This window comes from Streptomyces sp. NBC_01460 (assembly GCF_036227405.1).
Lineage (GTDB): Bacteria > Actinomycetota > Actinomycetes > Streptomycetales > Streptomycetaceae > Streptomyces.
Genome location: NZ_CP109473.1, coordinates 5,461,525 through 5,487,354, shown reverse-complemented (window position 1 = coordinate 5,487,354; position 25,830 = coordinate 5,461,525). Strand labels below are relative to the sequence as shown.

Annotated in this window: 25 protein-coding genes; 8 read left to right on the top strand and 17 right to left on the bottom strand. The window is 72.2% G+C overall.

Annotation, left to right across the window (positions count from 1 at the left end; all coding sequences use genetic code 11):
- Positions 1 to 13: 13 nt before the first annotated feature.
- The 12 genes from moeZ to OG488_RS24835 all read right to left on the bottom strand — a co-directional run bounded on the left by moeZ (position 14) and on the right by OG488_RS24835 (position 14,457).
- Positions 14 to 1,192, bottom strand: coding sequence for an adenylyltransferase/sulfurtransferase MoeZ (moeZ, locus tag OG488_RS24890; RefSeq protein WP_329232611.1), 1,179 nt, complete (start codon positions 1,190 to 1,192; stop codon positions 14 to 16).
- Between the two features lie 84 nt (positions 1,193 to 1,276).
- Positions 1,277 to 2,104, bottom strand: coding sequence for a spherulation-specific family 4 protein (locus tag OG488_RS24885; protein ID WP_329232609.1), 828 nt, complete (start codon positions 2,102 to 2,104; stop codon positions 1,277 to 1,279).
- The gene (locus OG488_RS24880; protein WP_329232606.1) at positions 2,092 to 3,057 is read right to left on the bottom strand and encodes an NAD-dependent epimerase/dehydratase family protein; all 966 of its coding nucleotides are present in this window, start codon (positions 3,055 to 3,057) and stop codon (positions 2,092 to 2,094) included. The genes OG488_RS24885 and OG488_RS24880 overlap by 13 nt, the downstream gene beginning before the upstream one ends.
- Positions 3,058 to 3,188: 131 nt before the next feature.
- Complete coding sequence (locus OG488_RS24875) at positions 3,189 to 4,388, bottom strand: hypothetical protein (protein ID WP_329232605.1); 1,200 nt, start codon at positions 4,386 to 4,388, stop codon at positions 3,189 to 3,191.
- A 34-nt stretch (positions 4,389 to 4,422) separates the two neighbouring features.
- Positions 4,423 to 6,213, bottom strand: coding sequence for a DUF3492 domain-containing protein (locus tag OG488_RS24870; protein ID WP_329238978.1), 1,791 nt, complete (start codon positions 6,211 to 6,213; stop codon positions 4,423 to 4,425).
- 189 nt (positions 6,214 to 6,402) lie between these two features.
- Positions 6,403 to 8,043 carry an ABC transporter ATP-binding protein gene (locus OG488_RS24865; protein WP_329232603.1) on the bottom strand — a complete coding sequence of 547 codons (1,641 nt, stop codon included), beginning with the start codon at positions 8,041 to 8,043 and terminating at the stop codon, positions 6,403 to 6,405.
- Positions 8,040 to 9,029, bottom strand: a complete 990-nt coding sequence (locus OG488_RS24860; protein ID WP_329232601.1) for an ABC transporter permease — start codon at positions 9,027 to 9,029, stop codon at positions 8,040 to 8,042. Before OG488_RS24860 ends, OG488_RS24865 begins: the two co-directional genes overlap by 4 nt.
- Entirely contained in the window at positions 9,026 to 10,033 is a 1,008-nt protein-coding gene (locus OG488_RS24855) for an ABC transporter permease (RefSeq protein ID WP_329232599.1), read from the bottom strand. The genes OG488_RS24860 and OG488_RS24855 overlap by 4 nt, the downstream gene beginning before the upstream one ends.
- A gap of 2 nt (positions 10,034 to 10,035) precedes the next feature.
- Positions 10,036 to 11,766: an ABC transporter substrate-binding protein gene (locus OG488_RS24850; protein WP_329232597.1), complete on the bottom strand. Its 1,731-nt coding sequence runs from the start codon at positions 11,764 to 11,766 to the stop codon at positions 10,036 to 10,038.
- A 204-nt stretch (positions 11,767 to 11,970) separates the two neighbouring features.
- Positions 11,971 to 12,066: an Ms4533A family Cys-rich leader peptide gene (locus OG488_RS24845; protein WP_315985674.1), complete on the bottom strand. Its 96-nt coding sequence runs from the start codon at positions 12,064 to 12,066 to the stop codon at positions 11,971 to 11,973.
- A gap of 88 nt (positions 12,067 to 12,154) precedes the next feature.
- Complete coding sequence (locus OG488_RS24840) at positions 12,155 to 13,480, bottom strand: DUF3152 domain-containing protein (RefSeq protein ID WP_329232596.1); 1,326 nt, start codon at positions 13,478 to 13,480, stop codon at positions 12,155 to 12,157.
- 8 nt (positions 13,481 to 13,488) lie between these two features.
- On the bottom strand, positions 13,489 to 14,457 hold the full coding sequence (locus OG488_RS24835) for an alpha/beta fold hydrolase (RefSeq protein WP_329232594.1): 969 nt from the start codon (positions 14,455 to 14,457) through the stop codon (positions 13,489 to 13,491).
- 110 nt (positions 14,458 to 14,567) lie between these two features.
- Here OG488_RS24835 and OG488_RS24830 point away from each other — a divergent pair, with 110 nt between their 5' ends.
- The 4 genes from OG488_RS24830 (at position 14,568) to OG488_RS24815 (ending at position 16,427) form a co-directional block, all read left to right on the top strand.
- Complete coding sequence (locus OG488_RS24830) at positions 14,568 to 14,783, top strand: hypothetical protein (protein ID WP_329232592.1); 216 nt, start codon at positions 14,568 to 14,570, stop codon at positions 14,781 to 14,783.
- Positions 14,784 to 14,951: 168 nt separating this feature from the next.
- A complete protein-coding gene (locus OG488_RS24825) occupies positions 14,952 to 15,593 on the top strand; it encodes a TetR/AcrR family transcriptional regulator (protein WP_329232591.1) in 642 nt (213 codons plus the stop codon).
- Positions 15,594 to 15,729: 136 nt separating this feature from the next.
- Entirely contained in the window at positions 15,730 to 15,957 is a 228-nt protein-coding gene (locus OG488_RS24820; RefSeq protein ID WP_056793994.1) for a DUF3107 domain-containing protein, read from the top strand.
- Between the two features lie 197 nt (positions 15,958 to 16,154).
- Positions 16,155 to 16,427 (top strand): hypothetical protein, encoded by a 273-nt coding sequence (locus OG488_RS24815; protein WP_329232589.1) that lies wholly within the window; start codon positions 16,155 to 16,157, stop codon positions 16,425 to 16,427.
- 18 nt (positions 16,428 to 16,445) lie between these two features.
- On the opposite strand, the gene OG488_RS24810 is transcribed toward OG488_RS24815, so the two are convergent.
- Entirely contained in the window at positions 16,446 to 17,192 is a 747-nt protein-coding gene (locus tag OG488_RS24810; RefSeq protein ID WP_329232588.1) for a ferritin-like fold-containing protein, read from the bottom strand.
- Between the two features lie 473 nt (positions 17,193 to 17,665).
- Between OG488_RS24810 and OG488_RS24805 the strand changes: the two genes are divergently transcribed.
- Both OG488_RS24805 and OG488_RS24800 read left to right on the top strand, forming a co-directional pair.
- Positions 17,666 to 19,636, top strand: a complete 1,971-nt coding sequence (locus tag OG488_RS24805; protein ID WP_329232586.1) for a DEAD/DEAH box helicase — start codon at positions 17,666 to 17,668, stop codon at positions 19,634 to 19,636.
- Between the two features lie 106 nt (positions 19,637 to 19,742).
- Positions 19,743 to 20,597, top strand: coding sequence for an alpha/beta fold hydrolase (locus OG488_RS24800; protein ID WP_329232585.1), 855 nt, complete (start codon positions 19,743 to 19,745; stop codon positions 20,595 to 20,597).
- 59 nt (positions 20,598 to 20,656) lie between these two features.
- Here the strand turns inward: OG488_RS24800 and OG488_RS24795 are convergent, their stop codons facing one another.
- Entirely contained in the window at positions 20,657 to 21,568 is a 912-nt protein-coding gene (locus tag OG488_RS24795) for an NYN domain-containing protein (protein ID WP_329232583.1), read from the bottom strand.
- Positions 21,569 to 21,778: 210 nt separating this feature from the next.
- Here OG488_RS24795 and OG488_RS24790 point away from each other — a divergent pair, with 210 nt between their 5' ends.
- Positions 21,779 to 21,931 carry a hypothetical protein gene (locus tag OG488_RS24790; protein WP_014154223.1) on the top strand — a complete coding sequence of 51 codons (153 nt, stop codon included), beginning with the start codon at positions 21,779 to 21,781 and terminating at the stop codon, positions 21,929 to 21,931.
- Between the two features lie 111 nt (positions 21,932 to 22,042).
- On the opposite strand, the gene OG488_RS24785 is transcribed toward OG488_RS24790, so the two are convergent.
- The 3 genes from OG488_RS24785 to OG488_RS24775 form a co-directional block, all read right to left on the bottom strand.
- Positions 22,043 to 22,648 (bottom strand): MarC family protein, encoded by a 606-nt coding sequence (locus OG488_RS24785; RefSeq protein ID WP_329232581.1) that lies wholly within the window; start codon positions 22,646 to 22,648, stop codon positions 22,043 to 22,045.
- Between the two features lie 113 nt (positions 22,649 to 22,761).
- Positions 22,762 to 23,628: a PHP domain-containing protein gene (locus tag OG488_RS24780; RefSeq protein ID WP_329232579.1), complete on the bottom strand. Its 867-nt coding sequence runs from the start codon at positions 23,626 to 23,628 to the stop codon at positions 22,762 to 22,764.
- A 91-nt stretch (positions 23,629 to 23,719) separates the two neighbouring features.
- Positions 23,720 to 24,364, bottom strand: coding sequence for a DUF6758 family protein (locus tag OG488_RS24775; protein ID WP_329232577.1), 645 nt, complete (start codon positions 24,362 to 24,364; stop codon positions 23,720 to 23,722).
- Between the two features lie 157 nt (positions 24,365 to 24,521).
- On the opposite strand from OG488_RS24775, the gene OG488_RS24770 reads away from it, so the two are divergent.
- Complete coding sequence (locus tag OG488_RS24770; RefSeq protein ID WP_329232575.1) at positions 24,522 to 25,754, top strand: MFS transporter; 1,233 nt, start codon at positions 24,522 to 24,524, stop codon at positions 25,752 to 25,754.
- Positions 25,755 to 25,830 lie beyond the last annotated feature (76 nt).

Below are 25,830 nucleotides of genomic sequence, written 5' to 3'. Positions count from 1 at the left end.
TCGTTCCGCGGGTCTAGTAGACCGGCTTCTCCGGCTCGATCTGGTTGACCCAGCCGATGACGCCGCCGCCGACGTGCACCGCGTCGGCGAAGCCCGCCGACTTGAGGACCGCGAGGACCTCGGCACTGCGGACGCCGGTCTTGCAGTTCAGGACGATGCGCCTGTCCTGCGGAAGGTCCTGGAGGGCGTTGCCCATCAGGAACTCGTTCTTCGGGACCAGCCGGGAGCCCGGGATCGCGACGATCTCGTACTCGTTCGGCTCGCGGACGTCGATGATCTCGATCTTCTCGTCGCCGTCGATCCACTCCTTGAGCTGCTTGGGAGTGATCGTGGAACCGGCCGCCGCCTCCTGGGCCTCCTCGGACACGACGCCGCAGAAGGCCTCGTAGTCGATGAGCTCGGTGACGGTGGGGTTCTCGCCGCAGACCGCGCAGTCGGGGTCCTTGCGGACCTTGACCTGGCGGTACTGCATCTCCAGCGCGTCGTAGATCATCAGACGGCCGACCAGCGGGTCACCGATACCGGCGAGCAGCTTGATGGCCTCGTTGACCTGGATGGAGCCGACGGACGCGCAGAGCACGCCGAGGACACCGCCCTCGGCGCAGGACGGGACCATGCCGGGGGGCGGCGGCTCCGGGTAGAGGCAGCGGTAGCAGGGACCGTGCTCGGACCAGAAGACGGACGCCTGGCCGTCGAAACGGTAGATCGAGCCCCAGACGTACGGCTTGTTCAGCAGGACCGCGGCGTCGTTGACCAGGTAGCGGGTGGCGAAGTTGTCCGTGCCGTCCACGATCAGGTCGTAGTCGGCGAAGATGCCCATCACGTTCTCGGCTTCGAGCCGCTCCTCGTGAAGGACCACGTTCACCAGGGGGTTGATCCCCTGCACGGTCTCCTTGGCCGACTGGGCCTTGGACTTGCCGATGTCGGCCTGGCTGTGGATGATCTGGCGCTGCAGGTTCGACTCGTCGACCTCGTCGAACTCGACGATGCCGAGCGTGCCGACACCGGCCGCGGCCAGGTACATCAGGGCCGGCGAGCCGAGGCCGCCGGCGCCCACACAGAGCACCTTCGCGTTCTTCAGCCGCTTCTGTCCGTCCATCCCGACATCCGGGATGATCAGATGGCGGGAGTACCTGCGGACCTCATCGACGGTGAGCTCAGCAGCTGGCTCGACCAGGGGTGGCAGCGACACAGGAACCTCAACAATGCAGGTGGTCGGTTTCTACGTACTTCATCTACGTACGGTTGTTCTCCCGTAACACTGCCACGCCGCTCCTCATTCCGAGATACCGGGTCCGATCCGCGAGACGAATTCGTCCCAGTAGCTGGGCGGTGCCGCGAATGGGTCGGTTTGCCCCTTCGTACCGTCCCGGTCCGTGAAGAAGATCGTGCCCGCGCCCTGCCAGCGGGCGATGCGCATGGCCTCCTCCAGGTGGGTGCGCGGGACCCCGTGGACGAAGTGGGCGAAGCGGCCCGGTGGGTACGAGGCGGTCCACTCGGCCACCTGCGACCAGCGGTAGTCGGTCCAGGCGCCCCGGAAGGTGACCAGTTGGTCGGCGGCCTCGGCGTAGCCCGGATGCGGGTGGGTGCCGTGGCCCAGGACCAGCCGCCCGCCCTCCTCGTCCGCGCTGTCGCTGTCGGACAGCAGGGCGGCGAGGGTGCTGGTCAGCCGGCGGACGGCCGGGAGGCCGTCGCGCTCGGCCGGGCAGCGGTCCAGGTAGAAGCCGCCGACGCGGTACCAGTCGAGGTAGGACCGGGCGTCGGCGACCAGCTCGCCGAAGGGGCGGCTGCCGAAGGCCAGGTCGATGTGGCCGAGCAGCCTTCCCCCCGCGGCCCGGACGGTGTCGCCCGGCACCTCCCCGTGCAGAGCCCGCTCGCGGGCGTTGCGCAGACGCCCGGCCGCCTCCAGGCAGTGCGGGTCGGGCCGGGCACCCGGCCCGTTGTCGATGTTGAGGACCGCCCAGTGGAGCGGGGTGCCGGGCCGGTTGAGCCCGGCCCATTCGGCGGGCGCCAGCAGCGGATGGGCGTACCCGGGCACACCGACGCCGAGCTGTTCCGCCGAGCCGGTCCGCAGGGTGGATCCGGTACTGGTCAGATACGGCACGCCGCCTCCATCCAGATGTCGGCGAGGGACTCCTCCAGATTGATCCTGGGCCGCCAGCCGAGCCGGTCCCGTGCGGTGCGCACATCGGCCTGCTGCCAGGCACCGCAGCCGTCGGGATAGGGGGAGGGGGTCGCCGCGAGGTGCTCCACGACGGACTCGGTGGAGGCGCGGGGGGCACCGATGGGGAGCCGGGCGGGGGGTGTGTCGAGCTCGTGGAGCGCGCCCGCGTATCCGGCGACCCTGGCGAGGACCGCCGCCGCGTCGCGCAGCCGGACGGCCCGGCCGGTGCCGATGTTGACGACTCCCTGGGCGGCGGAGAGCGAGGCCGCGTGCACGGCGCGCGCCACGTCGCGTACGTCGACGAAGTCGCGCTGCACCCCGAGGCCGCTGAGCTTGAGCTCGGGGTCGCCGGTCTGCATGGCGCGGCGCATCGTCTCGGCGAGCCGGCCGAGCGGGGAGCCGGCCGGGGTTCCGGGGCCCACCGGCGAGAAGACCCGGAGCACGACCGCGTCCAGCCCGGAGCCGAGCACCAGTTCCGTGGCGGCGAGCTTGCTGACGCCGTACGGACCGCCGGGGCGGGGCACCGCGTCCTCGGCGGTGGACGAGCCGGGCTGCGAGGGCCCGTACTCGGAGGCGCAGCCGACCTGGACGAGCCGTGCGCTGCACCCGCTGCGGCGCATGGCCTCGCAGACGGTGGCCACGGCGACGGTGTTGTGGCGCGTCAGGTCCCGGGCACCGCCGCGGGTGGCGCCCGCGCAGTTGACGACGACCCCGGGGTGGACGGCGTCCAGGAAGCGGGTGAGCGCTCCGGGGCTGCCGCCCGCGAGGTCGAAGCGCACGTCGGCGTCGTCGCCTCGGCCGAGGGCCGTGAGGTGCACCGCGGGGTCGGCGAGCAGGCGGTCGGCGACGAAGCGGCCGAGGAATCCGTTGGCTCCGAGCAGCAGAACCCTCATCGCGCACCCCCTCGGTGCCGACGGCACGCTGCCGGTGCGGGGGATTGGGGGGTCATGTCCGGTGTCTCCTTGAGGAAGGTGTGTGCGGTACGGGAAACCCGCGGCGTCGGCTCCGCGGGGTGGAGCGGGCCTCAGGCCGAGGCATGGGCGGACGCCCGGGTGAGCGTGACCGATGCGTGGATCAGGAGCCCGAACGCGGCGAGGCCGCAGGCGAGGACCTGTACGCCGCCGGGGCCGGCCGAGGCGACGACGGCGTCGACCGGCCGGGCGAGGAGGTCGAGGCCGGGCAGCCGCCCGGCCAGGACCAGGAAGGGGGCCGCCACTTCGACGGCGCAGGCCGCGGCGAGTCCGGTGGCCGCGGGTTCCGGGAAGCCGTGGACGGCCAGCAGCCGGGCCAGGAGGAGCAGGGCGCCGAGAGCGGCCGGGCCCACCGGGCTGCTCCCCGGGCCGGGGTGGCCGAGGTCGGCGAGGTACAGCAGGGCGGTCAGTGCGCAGAGGAAGAGCGCGAGGACGCCGAAGAGCAGGGGGCGCACACCGGCGCCGAACTCCGACAGGGCGTGGGAGCCGGCCAGCCGGTGGCGCGCGTGCCCGGTGAACAGATGGGCGCACCAGGCCGCGGGTGCCAGGGCGAGCGCCAGCCCGAGCAGCGGGGCGGGGGCGGCGGTCCAGTGACCGTCGGGGCCGCCGCTGACGACCTGGGCCAGCAGGTCCTCGCCGTACACGGCGTAGCCGAGGAGCCAGCAGACGTACAGCGCGACTCCCCCGGTGCCGTCCGGCACGCGCAGCGGGCCCCCGCGCAGACAGAGACGGAGTCCGAGGAGGACGAGCAGCGCGCCGACGGCGGTCACCGCGAACCGGGCCTCACCGCCGAGCACCCCCTCGGTGGCCCTGAGCGTCCCGGCGGTCGCCAGACAGGCGGCCCCGGGCAGCAGCGCGGAGAGCGTCCATCCGGCCCGTGTGCCGCTGCCCGGGTACGGCCCCGGCCGCGGGGCGCGGGGGGCGTGCCTGCCCGCGCCGGGCACGCGGGCGTAGAGCTCCTCGGCGAGCGAGAAGACGTCGCGGTGCCGGTAGCGCGCGGCGGTCCGGTCGGTGAGCCCGTGGGCCTCCAGACCCGCGGCGATCTCCAGCGGGTCGACGGCGTGCTCGCAGAGGTCCCGGTGCCGGTGCATGAGCACCTTGACGGGGTCCGCGGTTCCGCGCCGGACCGCGGGTCCGCGGGCCGGGTGGTAGGCGATCTCGGGCGCCCGGACGGCGGAACGGACCGCCCCCTGTCCCTCGCCCGTCACCCCTCCCCCGGCGTCCGGGGCCGGGGGGTCCGTCGGTCTGCCCATCGGGGCTCCTCCGTGGTCGTGGCCGCTCGTCTCGTCACGCATCGCCGTCCCCCGCACCGCGTGCGCCCGCGCACACGCCCTCCGCGCCGACGGCCCAGCTCGGCACCCGGGGCGCACGGACACCCGCGGAGACCGGCTCCGGGAGCAGGGCTCCCCGCACATGGGCCTCCGGGGGTGTGGCGAAGGGGCGCGGCGGGCCGGTGTGGTCCCGGGAGCCGGCCGGGGAGGCCCACCGGGCGGGGGCGTGCCCCACCAGGTCCAGGTAGATCCCTCGGAACGCCGTGAGGTTCTGCTCGACGGTGAAGAGTTCGAGTGCCCTGGCACGCGCTGCCGCGCCCAGGCGCGCACGGCGCTCGGGGTCGCGCAGGAGCGCGACGCAGGCGTCGGCGAGCGCCCGTGGATTGCGCGGGGGCACCACCAGTCCGGTACCGCCGACGACCTCGACCACGGCTCCCACGTCCGTCGAGACGGTGGCCCGGCCGCAGAACATCGCTTCCACCAGGCTGATGGGAAAGCCCTCGACGACGCTGGAGAGCACGACGACTCCGCCGGCGGCGTAGGCCTCGGCGAGGTCGGGCACCTCGGGGCCGCCGATCTCCTCGAAGGTGACCGGGGTGCCGCCCTCGGCATGGGCGTCGGCGGCCTCGTCGGGGAAGAGCTGGGCGGCGAGGGCCCTGCAGTGGGCCAGGTAGGTCCCGCCCTCGCCCTCCTGGACCGGAGCGCCGAAGATCCGCAGCCTGGCGCCCGGTTCGGCCCTGCGCACCTCGGCGAACGCGTGGAGCAGGGCGATCAGGTCCTTGGAGGGTTCGATCCGTCCGATCCACACGAGCGTGCCGGGTCCGCCCCCGTCGTCGGCATCGCCCACGGCCCGGAAGCGCTCCGCCTCCATGCCCGGGTAGACCGTGCGGAGCTTGCCGCGGTCGGCACCGAACCGCTCCTGCCAGCGGCGCACATGGGTGTTGCCGGGGGTGATGAGCGCGGCCTGCCGGTACACCTCGGAGGCGAGCAGCCCGTGGAAGTTGGCCAGCAGGGCGCGCACGGGCGCGCCGGGCGCCGCTTCGGGCGCCGTGAGGTAGTGGGCCCGCAGCGGCACCCCGTGCTCCGTGACCAGCAGCGGTACGCCGAAGAAGCGTTTGGCCAGCAGTCCCGGGAGGGCCGCCGCGCCGCCGGAGGCGGCATGGCAGAGGTCGACCTCGCCGAGCGCGTCCTCGTCGTACCAGTCGAGGGAGAGGGGGCGCAGGGCGCGCTCCAGCTCCGTCGCGAAGGCGAGGTAGTCGGGCACGGTCGCGCTGTGGACCGTCCTCCCCGTCCCCGGAGCGCGGCAGGCCGACTCCACGATGCGTACGGTCGTCTCGGAGCGCAGGGCCGTCCGCAGCCCGCCCCCCTCCCGGGCCAGTTCGGCGAGGCCGTAGAGGCCGTCCGTGAAGAGGCCGGACGCCGCCGCGACGTCCGCGCCGTCGGATTCCGCCCCGGTCTCCGTACCCGCGCGGACCGCCCCGACGAGCGCCGTCACATGCGCCGTGAAGCGCCGCCTGTCCCGGCGCCCGTACGCGCGCCCGAGGCCGGTGGCGAGTCTGCCGGTGACGCCTCTGGGGCGGCCGGGGTGCCGGGCGTCCTCCCCGTGTGTCCACATCGGCGCCGTACGCACCCGCCCGATCCGGTCGGGGAGCCGGACCCAGCCCTGTTGTTCCTGGTCGGCGGAGCGGCTGAGCGCGAAGAGGTCGAACTCGTGCTGGGGCAGACCGCGCACCAGGCGGTCGCACCAGAGTCTGGACTCACCGGTCGCATACGGATAACCACCGTCCGTGAGGAGTCCGATCCGCACGAGCACACCCCCGATCTCCCTTGTGGGCAGCCGCCGTTGATCGGCGACTCACAGCGGGACGACCGTATGCGGATACAGAGGTGGTGCGACGGACGGTTGTCCGTCGCACCACCGAAAGGGGTGAACCGGCGTAACTTTCCCGCTCCAGTCGCGTTCTGTTGCGAACTGCGGGGCTTCAGTGACGCTGCGTCAGGCTGCGGCCAGCTCCGCGCGGGTCGCCCGGCGTTCCGCGGCACGCGCCGGATCGAGGGCGGGTACCGCTGCCAGGAGCTGCTTCGTGTACGGGTCGCGGGGCGATCCGTAGACCTCGTCGACGGCGCCCTGCTCGACGATGCGGCCCTGCCGCATCACCGCCACGCGGTCACTGACCTGCCGTACGACGGCCAGGTCGTGGGCGATGAAGACGAGCCCGATGCCCAGCTCCCGCTGGAGCTCCGCGAGCAGGGAGATCACCTGGGCCTGGGTCGTGACGTCGAGCGCGGAGACCGGCTCGTCGCAGACGATCAGCCGGGGCTCGGCGGCGAGCGCACGCGCGATGCCGATCCGCTGGCGCTGCCCGCCGCTGAACTCGTGCGGATGGCGCTCGTACCGCCCGGCGTCGAGCCCGACCCGCTCCAGCAGTTCGCGCACCCGGTCCCGGATCCGGGACTCGTCGGTCTCCCCCGCCGCGCGGAGCGGATCCGCCACGGACTCACCGATCGAGCGGCGCGGGTTGAGCGAGGCGACGGGATCCTGGAAGACCATCTGGAGCTCCCGGCGGAACGGACGGATCTCCCGCTCCGGCAGCGAGCCGATCTCCCGTCCCCCGTACCGGAGCCCGCCGTCCGTCGGGTCGAGCAGCCGTACGAGCATGCGCCCGAGGGTCGTCTTGCCGCTGCCGCTCTCCCCCACGATGCCGAGCGTCTCCCCGGCGTGGACGGTGAGCGAGACCCCGTCCACCGCGGTGACCCGGCCGGCGCCCCGGCCGAACTCACGCCGGAGGCCGACGGCTTCGAGGAGCGGCACGGCGTCCGGGGACGCCGTCCTCGGGCCCGGGACGTGGGCCCGCTTCTCGTCGATCCGGGGTACCGACGCCAGGAGCTCGCGGGTGTACGGCTCCCGGGGCGCGCCCAGCACCTCGGCGACCGGGCCCCGCTCCACCGCGCGGCCGTGCCGCATCACCAGGATGTCGTCCACGCTCTCCGCGGCGACGCCCACGTCGTGGGTGACCAGCAGCAGGCCCATGCCCGTCTCGCGGCGCAGGTCGTGCAGCAGGTCCAGGATCTGGGCCTGCACGGTGACGTCGAGGGCGGTGGTCGGCTCGTCCGCCACGATGAGCCGGGGCTCGCAGGCCAGGGCCATCGCGATGAGGGCCCGCTGCCGCATCCCCCCGGAGAACTCGTGCGGCCGGGACCGGGCGCGGCGCGCCGCGTCCGGGATGCCGACCCGGTCCAGGACCTCGACGGCCCTGGCCCGCGCCGCCCGGCGGGAGACGGAGTTGTGCACCCGGTACACCTCGGCGATCTGGTCGCCGACCGCGTAGTACGGGTCGAGCGAGGACAGCGGGTCCTGGAAGACCATCGCCGCCTTCGCCCCCCGCAGGGCCCGCAGCCCTGCCTCGTCCGCGGCGCCCACGTCGGTGCCGGCGACCCGGACGGTGCCGGTGACCCGGGCTCCCGTGCCCCGGTGGAGTCCGAGCAGGGCGGACGCCGACGCGCTCTTGCCGGAGCCGGACTCGCCGACGACGCCGAGGGCCGCGCCCGCCTCCAGCGTGAAGGAGAGCCCGTCCACGGCCCGGACGTCGCCGAAGTCGACGGTGAGGTCCTCGACCTGGACCAGCGGTGTTGTCATGACAGGACCACCCGTCGGTCGGCCAGCGCGTACAGCATGTCCGCGACGGCATTGGCGAGCACCACGAAGAAACCGGTCACCAGCACCATGCCGACGACCACGGGCAGGTCGACGACCTTGACGGCGTGGACCAGTTCGCGCCCGATGCCCGGGATCCCGAAGAGGGACTCGGTGAGGACCGCGCCGCCGAACATGGAGCCGACGTCGAGCGCGCTGAGCGCGATCACCGGGGCGAGGGCGCCGCGCAGGGCGTGCCGCCCGATGACGGCGCGTTCGCCGACGCCGTACGCGCGGAAGGTGCGCACGTGGTCCTCGGCAAGCGTCTCCAGCATGGAGCTCCTGGTCAGCCGCGCGTACTTGGCGGACTCGATGAGCGCCAGGGAGACCCAGGGCAGCAGGAGACCCCAGGCCCACTGCTCGGGGTCCTCGGTGAACGGCACGTACGTCGGCGACGGCAGCCACTGGAGTGTGGAGCAGAAGACGATGATGAGCAGCAGCCCGATGACGAAGACGGGCGTGGCCGTCCCGGCCAGGGTGAGCCAGGTGAGGACCCGCTCGGTGATCCGGCCCCGCCGCCAGGCGGACAGCACGCCCGTACCGACGCCGAGCAGGATCCACAGGACGAACGCCCCGATGACGAGCGAGCCGGTGACCGGCAGCTTGGTCAGGATCAGCCGCGTGACCTGCTGGTCGCTCTGGTAGGACACCCCGAGGCAGGGCGCGGGGCAGTGGTCCGTGCCCGTGCCGGTGGAGAAGTCCCGCCCGGCGACGATGCCCTGGAGGAAATGCCAGTACTGCGTGTACACCGGGTCGTCGAGCCGGAGCTGCTCGGTGACCTGGGCGACCTGGGCGGGTGAGCAGCGCGGACCGCAGGCGATCTGGGCGACGTCGCCGGGGGCCACGTAGAAGACCGCGTACAGGATGACGGTCAGGGAGAGGAGGACGAAGACGGCGCCGCCGAGCCGCCGCAGGAGGAACCCGGTCACGACGTCTGCTCCTTCGTGCGTTCCGCGCGCTTCTCGCGCCCGGTGCCGATCCGCAACCGGGAGGCGGCCCGCGGGTCGAGTGCCGTGCGGACGCCTTCACCGAGGACGGTCAGGGCGAGCACGGTCACGAAGAGCAGCCCGGCGGGGATCAGGAGGTAGGTGGGGGCCGACTGGTACCAGGTGTCGGCCTCCGTGAGCATCTGCCCCCAGGACGGGGTGGGCGGTTTGATGCCGACCCCGAGGAAGGACAGGGCGGCCTCCACCGTGATGTTGACGGGGAAGAGCAGCGCGGCGTAGGTGATGACGGGCGCGGCGAGCGAGGGCAGCAGTTCCCGCCGGGCGATGCTCCAGCGTCCGCGTCCGGCCAGCTGCGCGGCGGAGACGAAGTCGAGGGACTTCAGGGCGAGCGCCTGGGCCCGGACGATCTTGGACGTGCCGGCCCAGTTGATGCCGCCGATGACCAGGGCGATCAGCACGGGCCGGGGGAAGGAGGGCGGCACGATCGCGAGCAGCCCCAGGGCGATGACCATGAGCGGCAGGGCGACGTTGATGTCGGTGATCCGGCTGAGGACCTGGTCGACCCAGCGGCTGCCGAGGGCTGCCGCCAGCCCCACGATCACGCCGATGGTGACCTGGAGGACGGTGGCCGCGACGGCGACGCCGAGCGAGACCCGGGCCCCGTACACGACGCGGGCGAAGAGGTCGCGGCCCGTCTGGGGTTCGACGCCCAGCCAGTGGTCCGCGCTGATGCCCCCGAAGGAGCCGATGGGGACCCCGCCGGCCGCCGAGTCGACGAGGTCGGGGTGGTAGGTCTGGGGGTCCTGTCCCGCGAGCGCGGCGAACAGCGGCGCTCCGATCGCGGTCAGGAGGAGCAGGAGGACCACGACCGCCGCGACGGCGGCCGCGCGCTGTGCGCGCAGCCGCCGCCAGAACTGCCGGGCCCCCGAGGCGGGGGCGGCGACCGGCGCCGCTCCCGCCTCCTGGACCAGAAGTGCTTCCGACATGACTACTTGACCGCGGCCTGGGAGATGTCGAGAACGCCGGTCCAGTCGCTGATGACGACGTTCTTGACGTCCTGGCCGAAGAGCCGCTTGTAGACCGGGTGGAAGAGCGGCACGGTCAGCGCCTGCTCACCGATCTTCTTGTCGAGGGCGCCCCAGCGCCGGGCGGCGGCGTCCAGGTCGGTGAGCTTGTTGATCTCGTCGATCTCCTTGTTGACCGAGGCGTCGTTCAGGAAGCCGGTGTTGAAGTTGGCACCGTCCTTCACGATCTGCCGTCCGTCGAAGATCGGCGCGAGGAACGGGCCGCCCGAGGGCCAGTCGGCACCCCAGTGGGCGAGGAAGAAGCCCGGCTCCTTGGACGCGCTGTGGATGGTGTCGGAGTAGTCGTTGCCCTCCAGCCCCTTCAGCTCGACGGTGATGCCCGCCTTCTTGAGGGCGGCCTGGAGAGCCGTGGCGATCTCCGGGCTGGTCTCGAAGTCCTTGTCGTTGGAGTGCGTGAGGGTGACCTTCAGGCCGTTCGGGTGACCGGCCTCCTTCAGCAGCTCCTTGGCCTTCGCCGCGTTGCCGGTCTCGCCCGCCGGGAAGTGGTCGTAGGCCGTGTAGCCGAAGGACTTCTGGTTCGGCAGGTAGGTGGTGGCCGGCTCGGCCAGGGACGAGCCGCCCGCCGCGTTGATCACCGAGGAGCGGTCGACGGCGTAGGAGATCGCCTGCCGCACCTTCGGGTCGTCGAACGGCTTCACCTTCGGGTTGAAGGCGATGTAGTTCGTGTAGCCGAAGCGGCCGGTGCCGACGCGGGCGGCGAGCTTCTTGTCACCCGACACCTTGGCGAGCTCGGCCGGGCCGAGGTTGGTGTCGGTGGTGACGGCGGCCGCGTCGGCGCCCTGGGAGGCGGAGAGACGCTGGTTGATGACGGCGGAGTCCAGGCCGGAGCGGACGTCGATCCTGTCCGGGTAGGCCTTGCGCTCCTCGTCCGTGGCGGCGGACCAGTGCGGATTGCGCTCCAGGACGAGCCGCTCACCGTCGTTCTCGTTCGACACGACCTTGTACGGGCCCGAGGAGACCGGGTGCTCCTCGTACTTGGTGCCCGTGTCCTTGGCCTGGGGCACCGGGGTCGTCTGGGTCTGGGTGGCGAGGTAGGGGAACTCGCCCTCGGGCTTGTTCAGGTGGAAGACGATGGTCTTGTCGTCCGGCACCTCGATCGAGTCGAGGCCCTTCTTGTCCTTGTACGGGCCCTGGTAGTCGGCCCCGCCGATCAGCCAGTCGCGCAGGTAGGGCGCGCCGCCGGAGAGTTCGGCGGCGAAGGACCGCTCGATGCCGTACTTGATGTCCGCGCTGGTGATCGCGGTGCCGTCCTCGTACTTCAGCCCGTCCTTCAGGGTGTACGTCCAGACGGTGGCGTTCTTGCTGGGCGTGCCCAGGTCGGTGGCGAGGTCGGGGACGACCTCGGCGCCGGCCGCGCCGTTCTCACGGTTGCGGGTGGTGAGCGTGCGGAAGACGAGGGAGGGGACGTTGCCGCCGCCGGAGGTGTAGAGCCGCGCCGGGTCGAAGTCCTCCTGCGGGTTGCTGTTGAGGACCGTGAGGGTGCCCCCCTTCTGCGGCTTGCCCGAGGCGCCGGACCCGCCGCCGCTCTCCCCGTCGTCCTTGGGCCCGGCGCAGGCCGCGAGGCCGGCGACCAGGGCGAGACTGACGGCGGCGGTGGTTGCCACGCGGCGCGATATGACGGACGGCTGACTCATCGGAAGATGACCTCTCGGTGTGCTGCGGCGGGGAGGAGGGAGCAGGTCCGCACGGACGCAGCCGGTCCCGCCCCGGTGCGGGGAGGGGAACCGGATACCGAAATGCCGCGCCTGCGGACGGAGTACGCCCGGGCGCGGCGGAGAAACGGCCCGAGGAGCCCGGAAGGGGCTCGTCGGGGAGGCCGACGCGCGCTCGAGCAGGCGTCAGCGACAGAGAATGTCGGCTACGCAGTGCCCGGCCACGCCGAGGAGCGCCAGCTCAAGGGCGGCGCGCTCGGAGGATGCGGGGCTGCGTGACATGCGGAGAAATATGAACGACCCCTCCCCCGATGTCAACGCGCAGTGAGACGCCCGTCCCACATTGCGGACAGGGCGCCTCCCTCACCGGTCAACTTCCGGGATGGACCCAGGGGTTGGGCCGACACTTGATGCCGTCGATGTCCAGGGTCTTGGTCTGCTGCTGCATCACGGGCGCCAGGGCTCCCGGAGTGCGGCAGCTCACATGGTTGTGTCCCAGCCGGTGGCCGACCTCGTGGTTGATCAGCATCTGACGGTAGGCCAGGAGCTTGTCCTTGCCGAAGGTCGAGGCCCCCTGCGCCCACCGGTACGCGTTGATCATCACGCGGTCCGTGGCGGCCGAGTCGCAGGAGACGTTGTCCTCCGTGGTGTCCAGGCCGGACTTCTCGCACCAGACCCCGGTGGTCCCCGGACTCGCGAGGGTGATCACGAAATCGGGTTCGCCGGAGGAGATCCGCTCGAAGGTCATGGCACCGTTGTGCGCCCAGCTGCGGTCGTCGTTCAGCGTCTTCTGCACGGCTTCGGCGAACAGCCCGGTGTCGAGGCCGAGTCCCTTCTCGACGTCGATCCGGTACCGGTACATGCGCCCCTTGCCGGGCGCCTTCGCCAGCCCAGCGACCGCCTCGAACGACCCGGAGCCCTTCAGGTCCGCTGCCAGCGGGAAGGCGGTGGCCATCTTCTGCGCGTACGAGAGGGTCTTGACCTCCTGCCGCTGCATCCGGGGGGTGGGGCGGTCCACCGAGCGGGAGGCGTCCTCCGAGTCCTGCCGGTCGACGCCGGAGGGCTGCGGACCGTCGCCCGTGCTCCCGGGGTCCTGTGCCACCTGCCCGGCCACCACGACAGCGAGGACCGTGGTCACGGCGGCGGCCGCGATCCCGGTGAAGGTGCGGCCCTTGCCGCCCTTCGGCGCACGCGTGCGCCCGTCGCCCTGGCCTCCGTCGGCCCCGTCCGGCTCGGGAGAGGCCGGGGTCGTGTCCTCGGGCGGGACCGGCGGCGCGGGGTGCGAAGCCGTCGTGTCGAACGCTTCCAGGAACTCCCTGCGCGGGCCCGGTATCAGAGCGGCGCCGCCGGACCGCGGCCCTGGGGTACGGCGCTCCGCCTCCTGCTGGGCCGCCTGCTGCCTGGCCATGGCGGCCTGCCGGGCGCGGAAGACGTCCTGGCCCCCCGGACCCGCCGGATCCCGCCGGCTGTCGTGCGGCGGCTGCGGCGCGGTCCCCCAGCCACCGCCGGGCTCACGCTGCTCGGGGTGTCCGCCCCGCACCTGCGGAGCGTCGCGGAAGGGGCCGTGCGCCTCCCGCGGGGGCGGCGTGGCGGAATCCCGCCCGCGCCTGCCGGTACCGCGCTCCGCACCGGCTCCGGCCGCGGCCCCGGTCTCGCGCTCTCTGGCCTCGGGGCCTTTTCGGCTGTGTCGTCCCACGCCCCGGATCAGCTCCCACCACGTTCGTCGAGCAGTTCCCGGAAAGCCTGGGCGATCGTCTCCGGGTACTCCATCATCGCCACGTGCCCGGCGTCGGGCAGTGTCAGCAGGCGCGAGTCGCGGAAGGCCGCGGACGCCCTGCGTGCCATCCGGTACGAGACGAGCTGGTCCCGTCCGCCGTACACCAGCAGGGTCGGTGCGAGCACCCGCTCGGCCTGGCGCCACAGCCCGTGCTGTCCTCCCAGCGTGTAGGCATCGACGATGCCCCGTGCCGAGCGCGTCATGGCGTCCCAGAAGTACGGCAGCTCCAGCCGTCGCTCCATCTCGGCCACCGCGTGACGGAAGGCTTCGTCGGAGATTCGTGCCGGATCGCCGTAACAGAGTGCCATGGCACCGCGGGTGCGCTGTTCGGCGGTCCAGTCATGGGTGAGCCGGGCGAACAGGGATGCGACGCCCGGGAGTGCGAGCAGGGCGGTCGGCACGGCCGGCCGCTGGACCCGGATCTCGGGCAGGGCCGGGGAGATCAGCGTGAGGGTGCGCACCAGATCGGGCCGGACGGCCGCGACCCGGGTGGCGACGGCGCCACCCAGGGAGTTACCGAAAAGGTGGACGGGCCCGCGCCGGCCGGCGTCGAGCAGCCGGATCACCGCCCGGGCGTGTCCGGTGACCGAGTAGTTGCCGTCGTCCGGCGGCGGGGAGTCCCCGAAGCCGGGCAGGTCGACCGCCTCGCTGTCGAGGGTGTCCGCCAGCAGCGGCATCAGGGCCGACCAGTTCTGGGAGGAGCCGCCCAGTCCGTGCACGAAGAGGGCGGGGGCCGGTGCCGCCGTCTCCGCCGGACGGGAGCGGACGCTCAGGGTGAGGCCGGGCAGCGCGACGGAACGCAGCTTCTCCCCCTCGGCGACCCTGACGGCACTGACCGTGGGAGCCACCGCGGCGGCGGCGGCGGCCTGGATACCGGGCAGCTCGGTCGAAGACATGCGGCAATGTTACGAGACGATCACGCGGTGGTTCATGTGTTCGCGGTCACAGGCCGCATAGCGCCCCTGCGGGGTTGCTCCTAGGCTGCAAGGGAAGGAAGGGAGCCATCATGACGGTCGACCCGAGCGACCCGGAGACCTTCGAGGACCCCCAGCCGGACGAACCGGACCCGGAAGCCCCGGAAGCCGACAGCGCCGAACAGCAGGCCCCCGTCCTGCCGGAGCACGACGAACCCCTCAGCGGCGTCGACCGCGGCACCGCGAACGAGGCGGATGCGGCCGAACAGGCCCGTGTCATCACACAGGATGAGGACGATTACCGGTAAAACGCACCGCTATGCGGCATGGGCCGACGAATCTGCGGCTACCGCAGCCGTCCGGTCCGTGAAATTCTGCGTCCGCGCCGCGCACACCCGGGTTACTCAAAAGTACGATGGCCCCACGGCGCAGCGTGCACGGTACGACTGTGTTCGACCACGAAATTGGGAGGCGGCGTGACAGCCATCGAGCAGACAGAGGCGGCGCGCCCGCGGGGCACCCGGCTGCCTCGCCGTGCCCGACGCAATCAGCTGCTGGGCGCCGCCCAGGAGGTCTTCGTCGCGCAGGGCTACCACTCCGCGGCGATGGACGACATCGCCGAGCGGGCGGGCGTCAGCAAGCCGGTGCTCTACCAGCACTTCCCGGGCAAGCTGGAGCTCTACCTCGCCCTGCTCGACCAGCACTGCGAGTCACTGCTCCAGGCGGTCCGCACGGCGCTCGCGTCGACGACGGACAACAAGATGCGCGTCGAGGCGACGATGGACGCCTACTTCGCGTACGTGGAGGACGAGGGCGGCGCCTTCCGCCTCGTGTTCGAGTCGGACCTGACGAACGAGCCGGCGGTCCGCGAGAGGGTCGACCGGGTCTCCCTGCAGTGCGCGGAGGCCATCTCCGACGTCATCGCCGGAGACACGGGCCTGTCCAAGGACGAATCGATGCTGCTCGCGGTCGGCCTCGGCGGTGTCTCCCAGGTCGTGGCGCGTTACTGGCTCTCCAGCCGCTCGAGCATTCCGCGTGACACGGCCGTGCAGCTGCTCACGTCGCTGGCCTGGCGGGGCATCGCGGGATTCCCCCTGCACGGCGTCGATCAGCACTGAGCCCCGGCGGGCGCGAGGCCCGGTGTTCGCTGCGGGCGTTGCCGGTCGACCCGTGGTCCGTCCCTTCACCGGGCTAATGTGTGCTGCGTACGGCGCGGTTCACCGCGCAGAGACGGACCGTCGGAGGGACATAGCCGTGGAGGTCAAGATCGGGGTGCAGCACACGCCCCGCGAGATCGTTCTGGAGAGCGGACTTTCCGCCGAAGAGGTCGAGAGCGCGGTCGGCGAGGCGCTCAGCGGCAAGGCGCAGCTGCTCAGCCTCACGGACGACAAGGGCCGCAAGGTCCTGGTGCCGGCCGACCGGATCGCCTACGTGGAGATCGGTGAGCCCAGCACCCGGCGGGTGGGATTCGGCGCGCTGTAGCCCGCGCGACGCGGCAGCAGAGGTGGAGGCCCGGCGGAATCATCCGCCGGGCCTCCGCCTCTTCCCCTCCGGACCTGCTTCCGGTCCGTCCCTCGGTGGGGTTCACCGAGAGCGGAGGAGGGTTGTGTTCCGCAGGCCCCGGGTAAGACGGCCTACGACCGACCGACCGCAGCGCCATCAAGCGAGGTGACCCCTCTGTGCTCTGGGAATCCATCAGCTCCGTCGTGCTCGGACTCGCCCTGTCCTGGGTCGCGCTCCACACGCTGCACGGCCGGCTCCCGTCCTCCCGCGTGGTGTTCGTCACGGGCGGGCTGGGCGCCCTGTTCGGTGCCTATCTGACGCATTCGACGCTGGGCTCCGGCCATGTCCTGGCGACGCCCCTGGGCGCCGTCCTGGTCGGGGCGGTGACCCTGTCCCTGCTGATCCGCCCGCGGGGCGGCCGCCGGGTGCGGTCGGCCGCGGTCCAGTAGGACCCGCCGCCGGTCCGCTCAGGCCGCGAGACCGAGCGCGGCCATCCGCTTGGTGTGCGCCTCGGTGATCCGGGAGAACATCCTGCCGACCTCGGCGAGGTCGAAGCCGTCCGCGACGCCGCCCACGAGCATCGTCGAGAGGGCGTCGCGGTCGGCGACCACCCGCTGGGCCTGCGAGAGCGCCTCGCCCATCAGCCTGCGCGCCCAGAGCGCGAGCCTGCCGCCGACCCTGGGTTCCGCCTCGATGGCGGCCCGTACCTTCTCCACCGCGAAGTTCCCGTGCCCCGTGTCGTCGAGCACGGAGAGGACCAGGGAGCGCGTGTCCGTGTCCAGGCGGGCGGCGATCTCCCGGTAGAAGTCACTGGCGATCGAGTCACCGACGTACGCCTTGACCAGCCCTTCCAGCCAGTCGGACGGGGCCGTCTGGCGGTGGAACTCGTCCAGCGGCTTGGCGAACGGCTCCATGGCCGCGGTGGGCGACTCCTCGACGGCCGTGAGGCGGTCGGTCAGCTGCTCGAAGTGGTGGAATTCGGCGGACGCCATCTTCGCCAGGGCGGCCTTGTCACCGAGTGTCGGCGCGAGTTTGGCATCCTCCGCGAGACGCTCGAAGGCCGCGAGCTCCCCGTAGGCGAGCGCGCCGAGGAGGTCCACGACCGCGGCGTGGTACTGCGGGTCGGCGGACGCGGTGGCCCAGTCCTGGGCGGCGATTCCGGTCGGTGCGGGCGCTTCGGCGGATGCTTCAGTGGCGTTGTCAGGCGTCTCCATGGAGCGCAGAATAGCCCGCTCCGAGGGGGACCGAAGGGCCTGGTCACCAGGAGACATCACACCGTTCCGATGAATTCGCCCAACACGCATGCGCGAATCCGGGGTACAGTGGTATTGCGCTTGCTGAGCATTTTGGTGTGCCAGGAGCGCGACCTTGAATGAGGATGCCCGGTCGGTGGCCCGATCGGCTCCGACCCGACAGCCCTCCACGCGGGGCGTACACCACGTACGACCGCAGATGAGGGGCCCCCTCAGCGGCACGAGCGCTCGAGCGACGGCAGTGGTCCCGCGCCACCCGGCCCATAACGGCCGGATGACCAACCCCGGCACGGTACGACCCCCAGCGTTCGCCTCGGGCCGCGTCTCACAGAAGAGGCAGCACCCTGACTACCTTCCGCGACCTCGGAATCCTTACCGAGACGGCCGAAGCCCTCGAGGCGGTCGGCATCACGTCCCCCTTCCCCATCCAGGAGATGACCCTCCCGGTAGCGCTCTCCGGCTCCGACGTCATCGGCCAGGCCAAGACCGGCACCGGCAAGACGCTCGGCTTCGGACTCCCGCTCCTCGAGCGCGTGACCGTCCCCGCCGACGTCGAGGCCGGCCGGGCCGCGCCCGAGAAGCTGACCGACGCGCCGCAGGCCCTGATCGTCGTCCCCACCCGTGAGCTCTGCCAGCAGGTCACCAACGACCTCCTGACCGCGGGCAAGGCCCGTAACGTCCGCGTTCTCGCGATCTACGGCGGCCGCGCGTACGAGCCCCAGGTCGAGGCCCTCAAGAAGGGCGTCGACGTGGTCGTCGGCACCCCGGGCCGACTGCTCGACCTGGCGGGCCAGCGCAAGCTCGACCTCTCGCACATCCGTGTCCTCGTCCTGGACGAGGCCGACGAGATGCTCGACCTGGGCTTCCTGCCCGATGTCGAGCGCATCATCACCATGCTGCCGCCGAAGCGCCAGACGATGCTCTTCTCGGCCACCATGCCCGGTGCCGTGATCAGCCTCGCCCGCCGCTACATGTCGCAGCCCACGCACATCAACGCCACCTCGCCCGACGACGAGGGCACGACCGTGAAGAACACGGTCCAGCACGTCTACCGCGCGCACAACATGGACAAGCCGGAGATGGTCTCCCGCATCCTGCAGGCCGAGGGCCGCGGGCTGGCGATGATCTTCTGCCGCACGAAGCGGACGGCCGCCGACATCGCGGAGCAGCTGGAGAAGCGCGGATTCGCCTCCGGCGCGGTCCACGGCGACCTCGGCCAGGGCGCCCGTGAGCAGGCGCTGCGCGCCTTCCGCAACGGCAAGGTGGACGTCCTCGTCTGCACCGACGTCGCCGCGCGCGGCATCGACGTCGAGGGTGTGACCCATGTCATCAACTACCAGTCGCCGGAAGACGAGAAGACCTACCTCCACCGCATCGGCCGTACCGGCCGCGCGGGTGCCAAGGGCATCGCGATCACGCTGGTCGACTGGGACGACATCCCGCGCTGGCAGCTGATCAACAAGGCTCTGGACCTGAAGTTCCCGGACCCGCCGGAGACGTACTCCACGTCCCCGCACCTGTACGAGGAGCTCAACATCCCGGCCGGCACCAAGGGTGTCCTGCCGCGCACCGAGCGGACCCGTGCGGGTCTGCGCGCGGAGGAGATCGAGGACCTCGGCGAGACCGGCGGCCGCGGCCGCAAGTCCGCCGCCTCCGCCCCGGCCCCCCGCGAGGAGCGCCCGCCGCGCACGCCGCGTCAGCGTCGTCGCACGCGGGCCGGCAGCGCCGCCGACGAGGCCGCCGCAGCCGTCACCGTGCCCGCGCCGGCCGCCGAGTCGGCCGTCGAGGAGTCGACGGAGCCGCGCACCCCGCGCCGTCGGCGCCGTACCCGCGCCGCCGTCACCGAGGCGGCGGTGGCCGTCGCCGAGGCCGCCGCCCCGGTCGTCGTCGCCGAGGCACCGGTGGTCGTCGCCGAGCCCGCTCCCGCTCCCGAGGCCGAGCCGGCCGCGGAGGCCAAGCCGCGCCGCCGTCGTGCCCGCGCCACGGCCACGAAGCCCCTGGCGTCCGTGCCGGCGGCCGAGCCCGTGGTCGACTTCCAGACCGTGGCGATCGCCCCGGTGGCCGCGGAGCCCGTGGCCACCAAGCCGCGCCGCCGCACCCGGGTCGTGAAGCCGGCCGACGAGGTCGACTTCCAGATCGCGCCGGTCTCGGAGCCCGTGACCGAGACCAAGCGCCGGCGTCCCCGCGCCGCCGCGAAGCCGAAGGCGGAGGCCGTGGCCACCACCGCGGTCGCCTCCGAGGACGCCGTGGAGGCAAAGCCGCGCCGTCGCCGGCCGCGCGCCGCGGCCGCCGACACGGCGGAGGCCGTCACGGTCGCCGAGGCCGTGACGGACGGCGAGGCGCCCGCGAAGCCGCGCAGGCGTCGCTCCCGCGCGGCCGCCGCCGCCGAGTCGGCCGAGGGCTGATCACCGGCCGCAGCCACCTCCGTACGGCCCCGGTTCCCGCCTCGCGGGGGCCGGGGCCGTACGTCTGCCCGGGCGCGTCGGGGCACCCGGCGATACGCTCGGCCCCATGAGCAGGCCGCCCACCTTCACCCCGCCCTCCTGTGCCCGTGCCCGTGTACTGCGTACCGAGCGCGGGGACTTCGCCGTGCTGGACGCGGCGCCGCCCTCCGGTGCCCACTCCACCGCTCTCCTGCTGCCCGGGTACACCGGCAGCAAGGAGGACTTCATCGCGCTGCTCGAACCGCTGGCCGAGGCCGGTTTCCGGGTGCTGTCCGTCGACGGCCGAGGACAGTACGAGACGGAGGGGACGGGTCGTCAGGAGTCCTACGCACAGGCGGAGTTGGCCCGCGACGTGCTGGCCCAGGCGGCCTCCGCCGACGATGCCGGGCTCCCCGGCGGCCTCCATCTGCTCGGCCACTCCCTGGGCGGTCAGATCGCCCGCGCCGCGGTGCTCATGGACGCCGCGCCCTTCCGTTCACTGACCCTGATGTCGTCCGGGCCCGCCGAGATCGACCCGGCACAGCAGAACAAGGCGCGGCTCCTCGGGGACGCGGTGGGCCGCTGGAGCATGGACGAGGTGTGGCGGATGATGCGGGCGATGGACCCGCCCGAGGACGCGGACACCGGCGACGGCGAGGACCTGCGCCGGCGCTGGCTGCGCCACGACCCGGCGCAGCTGACCGCCACGGGCGCCCAGTTGTCGTGCGAGCCGGACCGGGTGGCCGAACTGGCCGCGCTGCGCCTTCCCGTGCACGTGATCTCGGGCGAGCGCGACGACGTCTGGCCGGTGCCGCTGCTCGACGCGATGGCCGAACGGCTGGGTGCCTGCCGGACCGTGATCGGGGGCGCCGAGCACTCCCCCAACACGGCCCGTCCCGTGGAGACCGCGGCCGCACTCGTCTCGTTCTGGAAGGGCGTCTGACGTCCGTCCGCACGGGCCGGCCCACCCGCGGGCCGGCCCGTCCACCGGGACCGCCGGTGTCAGTACTGCGCCTGCAGGTGCTGCCAGAAACCGTCGCGCAGCGCCCGGCGCAGGTGGGCGTGGCCGCGCAGTGAGTGCTGGAGGAGCCGTTCGGCCTCGACGAGCAGGTCCTGGTCGACGGAGCCCGGGAGGTAGGGGTGTCCGGGCAGCAGGTCGGCGAGAGCCTCACGGCCGCGCGTCGAGAGCCAGCCCGCGGCGATCTGGGCACCGACGAACCGCACGTCCTCGCGTGCGGGCGCGGGGCTGTCGTCCTCGTACATCGTCACGGAGCGCCGGGTCACGTAGGGGCGGCAGAAGTCGAGGTCGAAGGTGCGCTGGCTGTCGACCTCCCAGAGCAGCGGCTCGGCCTGGTTGCGGCCCTCGCCGGCCTCGATGCCCCAGAGGTGCACCCGGGCGCCGTAGCCCTGGGCGGCCTCCACGGCCGAGACCAGGTCCTCGTCGCCGCCGACGAGCGCCGCGTCACTGATGGCGCGGTGCCGTGCGAGCGACTCGAGGTCGGTGCGGATGAGTGAGTCGACGCCCTTCTGCTGGTTGTTGGCGTTGAGATTGCCCAGCCTGACCTTGACGTCGGGGAGTTCGGCGATGGACTGCTGCTCCACGGTGTGGATCCGGCGCCTGGCCCCGTCGTACCAGTACACGCGCAGCAGCCTGCTGTCGGCGAAGATCGTACGGGCCTTGTCGATGAAGGCCTCGATCAGCCCCTCGGCGTCCAGGTCGAAGGACCGGCGGTCCTCGGTGCCCGTGACGAGGAGCCCGGCCGCCGCGTAGACGTAGCCCGCGTCCACGAAGATCGCATGGGTGGAGGGGGTCTTCGACACCTCGGCGAGGACGCGCTGGAGCAGCTCGTTGGTGCGGTCCAGCTGTTCGCGGATGCCGGACTCGTCGTCCGTCCGCGGGTCCGCGTGACTCATGCGGGCCTCATCGTCTGCGTATGGCCGGTGACCGACGGGTACTTAGACATCCAAAAAATTTCCTTAGCGTAGGGAATGTTTGCGGTAGGCAAGTCGTTGTACCCCCTGTGGAGCGCGAGACGCAGACGCCTTGCGCTCCCCATCCTTGCGGACGGCCAGCCCGTCCTCCCAGTAGTTCTCCAGCAGGAGGATCAGACGAAGGGAAGCCGTATGCGCTTCGAGATCATGCGACTCGACGATGTCGACGGTACCGCCGTGGACAGCACCGTCGTGGACGCCGCCTCCGTCAACCGGATCGTGCAGCAGGCCGCGGCAATGGGTCAGCGCATCTACATCCGGCCGGCCGACACGTCGGCTTCATAACACCTCGCAGTGCTTTTCGTCGCTGACCCCGAGCGCATGACGAGCTGAAGAAAGACGAAGCGCCCCCGCACGGAAGGCCCGTGCGGGGGCGCTGTGGCGTCCGGGGCCGGATCAGGCGTTCTGGATGACCTGGGTGACGCCGTTGATGATCTGCTGCACGGCGATGGCCGAGAGCATCATTCCGGCGAGCCGGGTCACCAGCACGACGCCGCCGTCCCTGATGATCCGGATGATCACCAGCGAGTAACGCATGGTCAGCCAGAGCACGACGTGCATGGCGAGGATCGCCGTCCAGACCGAGATCTGGCCACCCACGCCGTCGGCGTGCTGCACCGCGAGGATCACGGAGACGATCGCGCCGGGCCCGGCGAGCAGCGGCATGCCGAGCGGCACGAGGGCGACGTTGACGTCCTTGGTCTGCGTCGGCTCGTCCGTCTTGCCGGTCAGCAGGTCGAGCGCGATGAGCAGCAGGAGCAGCCCGCCCGCGATCATCAGCGCGGGGACGGAGACATGCAGGTAGTCGAGGATCTGCTGGCCCAGGAGGCCGAAGACGGCGATCACGCCGAACGCGACGGCGACGGCCTGGAGGGCCATCCTGCGCTGCACCTTGGCGGGGCGGCCCGCGGTGAGGGCCAGGAAGATCGGGGTGATTCCGGGCGGATCCATGATCACGAAAAGGGTGAGGAAGAGGGATCCGAAGACAGCGATGTCGAACACGGTGAGCCTTGCGAGAGAAGAGCGGGCCGAACAGGGGAACGCGCGCGCCGGCGCGTCAAGGGGACGCCCGGCCGCGTGGGGGTGCGACGGAGAAGAGGGGAAGGAGAGCCCCGTTACGCGGGGACGGGTCCACCGGCGCCCGGCACGGGGAACGCCCCCGTGGCGCGCCGGGTGATCTCGCCGTAGATCTCGGGGTCGGTGGTGTACTCCCCGAGCCGGACCGTCTTGCGGCTGCCGTGGTAGTCGCTGGACCCGGTCGGCAGCAGTCCCAGCTCGGAGGCGAGACCCCGCAGCCGGGCCCTGGCGGGCTCGTCGTGGTCCATGTGGTCGACCTCGATGCCGTCGAGCCCCGCGGCGGCCAGCCGGGCGATCACGGACTCCGACACCACCTCACCGCGCTTGACGGCGAGCGGGTGGGCGAAGACGGTGACGCCGCCCGCGGCCTTGACCAGCCGGATCGCGTCCAGCGGGTCGAGCTCGTGCTTGTCGGCGTACGCGCGGCCGCCGTTGCCCAGCCAGGCCGGGGTGAAGGCGTCGGAGACCGAGTCGACGACCCCCAGCTCCACGAGTGCGGTCGCGACGTGCGGGCGCCCGACCGAGCCGTTCCCCGCGATCCGCGCGACCTGCTCCCAGGTGATCGGGACGTCCAGCTCCTGGAGCTTGCGCACCATGGCCTGCGCCCGCGGCACCCGGTCGTCCCGTACGAGCTCGCGCTCACGGGCCAGTTCGGGCTCGGACGGGTCGAAGAGGTAGGCCAGCATGTGCAGACCGATGCCGTCGACGCGGCAGGAGAGCTCGGCGCCGGTGACGAGGGTGAGGCCCTCGGGCAGGGCGGCCGCCGCCTCTCCGTGGCCGCCCACCGTGTCGTGGTCGGTCAGGGCGACGACGTCGAGACCGGCCGCGGCGGCGTTGACCACCAGCTCGGCGGGGGTGTCCGTGCCGTCGGAAGCGGTGGAGTGGGTGTGCAGATCGATGCGCACGACGCGTACTCCGGTGCTGGCGGACGGACAGGGGACGGTCAAGGATAACCGCCGGGCGTCACCTGCCCGGCCCCTCCGCACACCGCCCCGGTCAGGGCGGCGTGAGCAGCCGGGGCGTGAGGGCCCCGCACGGCAGGAGGTCCACTTCCCCGCCGGCGTCACGCAGGTCGGTCAGCACCAGTTCGTCGTACATGAGGAGTCCGGACTGTTCGGGCCAGACGATCGCCCAGAGCCACAGGCCGCGCGCCTCACCCGCGAAGACCGCCCGGTCGGCGGGCGCGTCCTTGACGTGCCAGAGGGCCGTGGGCCGCCCCGCCGCGAGGACCTTGGCGTCGGGTGCGGTGTCGACACTCAGGCCGGAGCCGGGGTCGAGGCCGTCGATGCCCGCGTACCGCGCGCCGAGTCCGACGCCGAGCTCCTCGGCGACGAGAAGCAGTTCACCCATGCCTCCGAGCGGCCCGGGACCCGAACACGCGACGGCGGTAGCCCGGCCGCCGCTCCGGTCGTCACCCGCGTAGGCCGCACCCGTGAACAGCCAGCCCACCGGGAGCGGCCAGGGCATCCACACCGGCACCTGGGCCCGGTGCACCACCACACCCAGCGCCTCGACGCCGGGCGGGACCACCGGCTGCATCGGGTACACCTGGCCGTGCGCGGAGCACTGCCAGGCATCGGCGAAAAGACCGGGCGCCCTGACCCGGCCACCGCACTTCGGGCAACTGGGTTCGCCCCTCATAACGCCCAACGGTCCTCTCCGGTCGTCGCCGCGTCAAGGACGATCACCCGTCCGCAGCGCGGCTCCGACCAGGAGAGATAGATGTAAGTTGCACTTATTAGGGTGGCTAATTTATTCTGTGCATAACGCAACTACCTAGCGGAGAGCGAGAGAAGCCATGCGGGGAGAGGATCCGTTCGACGAAGGGGCGACCAGCATCCTGCGTCAGCCGAAGGCCGTCTGGGCCACGGCGGGCGCCTCGGTGGTGGCCTTCATGGGGATCGGCCTGGTGGACCCGATCCTGCCGTCCATCGCCAAGGGGCTCGAGGCCACACCCAGCCAGGTCTCCCTGCTGTTCACCTCGTACTTCCTGATCACCGCGGTCGCGATGCTCGTGACCGGCTTCGTCTCCAGCCGCATCGGCGGACGCAAGACCCTGCTCGCCGGCCTCGCGCTGGTCGTCGTCTTCGCCGCGCTCTCCGGCACGTCCTCGTCCGTCGCCGAACTGGTCGGCTTCCGGGCGGGCTGGGGCCTGGGCAACGCGTTGTTCGTCTCGACCGCCCTCGCGGTGATCGTCGGCGCCGCCGCCGGCGGCAGCGCGGCGGCGATCCTGCTGTACGAGTCGGCGCTCGGCCTCGGCATGGCCTGCGGCCCCCTGGTCGGCGCCCTGCTCGGTGACGCCAGCTGGCGCTACCCGTTCTTCGGCACCGCGGCCCTGATGGCGATCGGCTTCCTCTGCATCACCGCGTTCCTGAGGGAACAGCCCAGGCCTGCCCGGAAGACCTCCCTGCTGGACCCGATCAGTGCCCTGGGCCACGGCGGACTGGCATCCGTCGCCACCTCGGCGTTCTTCTACAACTACGCGTTCTTCACGATCCTGGCCTTCACGCCGTTCGTGCTCGACATGTCGCCGTACAGGTCGGGTGCGGTGTTCTTCGCCTGGGGTCTGCTGCTCGCCGTCTTCTCGGTGCTCGTCGCCCCGCGCCTGCAGCGTCGCTTCGGCTCGCTGAAGGTGGTCGGCGGCTCCCTGGTGCTGCTCGCCGCGGACCTGGTGGTCCTCGGATACGGCAACCACACGACGGCCATCGTCTGCACCATCGTCTCGGGCGCCTTCATCGGCATGAACAACACCGTCTACACCGAGCTGGCCCTCGGTGTGTCGGACGCGCCGCGCCCGGTGGCGAGCGCCGGATACAACTTCGTCCGCTGGTTCGCCGCGGCGGCCGCACCCTACCTCGCCCCGAAGATCGAGGAGTGGAGCGACATCCACATCCCGTTCGTGGTCGCCGCCGTCGCGGCCCTCGTCGGCGCGGTGGTCGTGGGGATCCGGCGCACGGCGCTCACGCACGAGGCGCAGGAGCTGGAACCGCGCCACGCCACCGAGGACGGCGTCGCCGTCCTCGCCGACTGAGCGTCGCCGTCTTCGCCGTCCGACCCGGCGGTCCACGTTCCGGCCCCGCCCGCGGCTCCCCTCCCGGCCGCGCGGC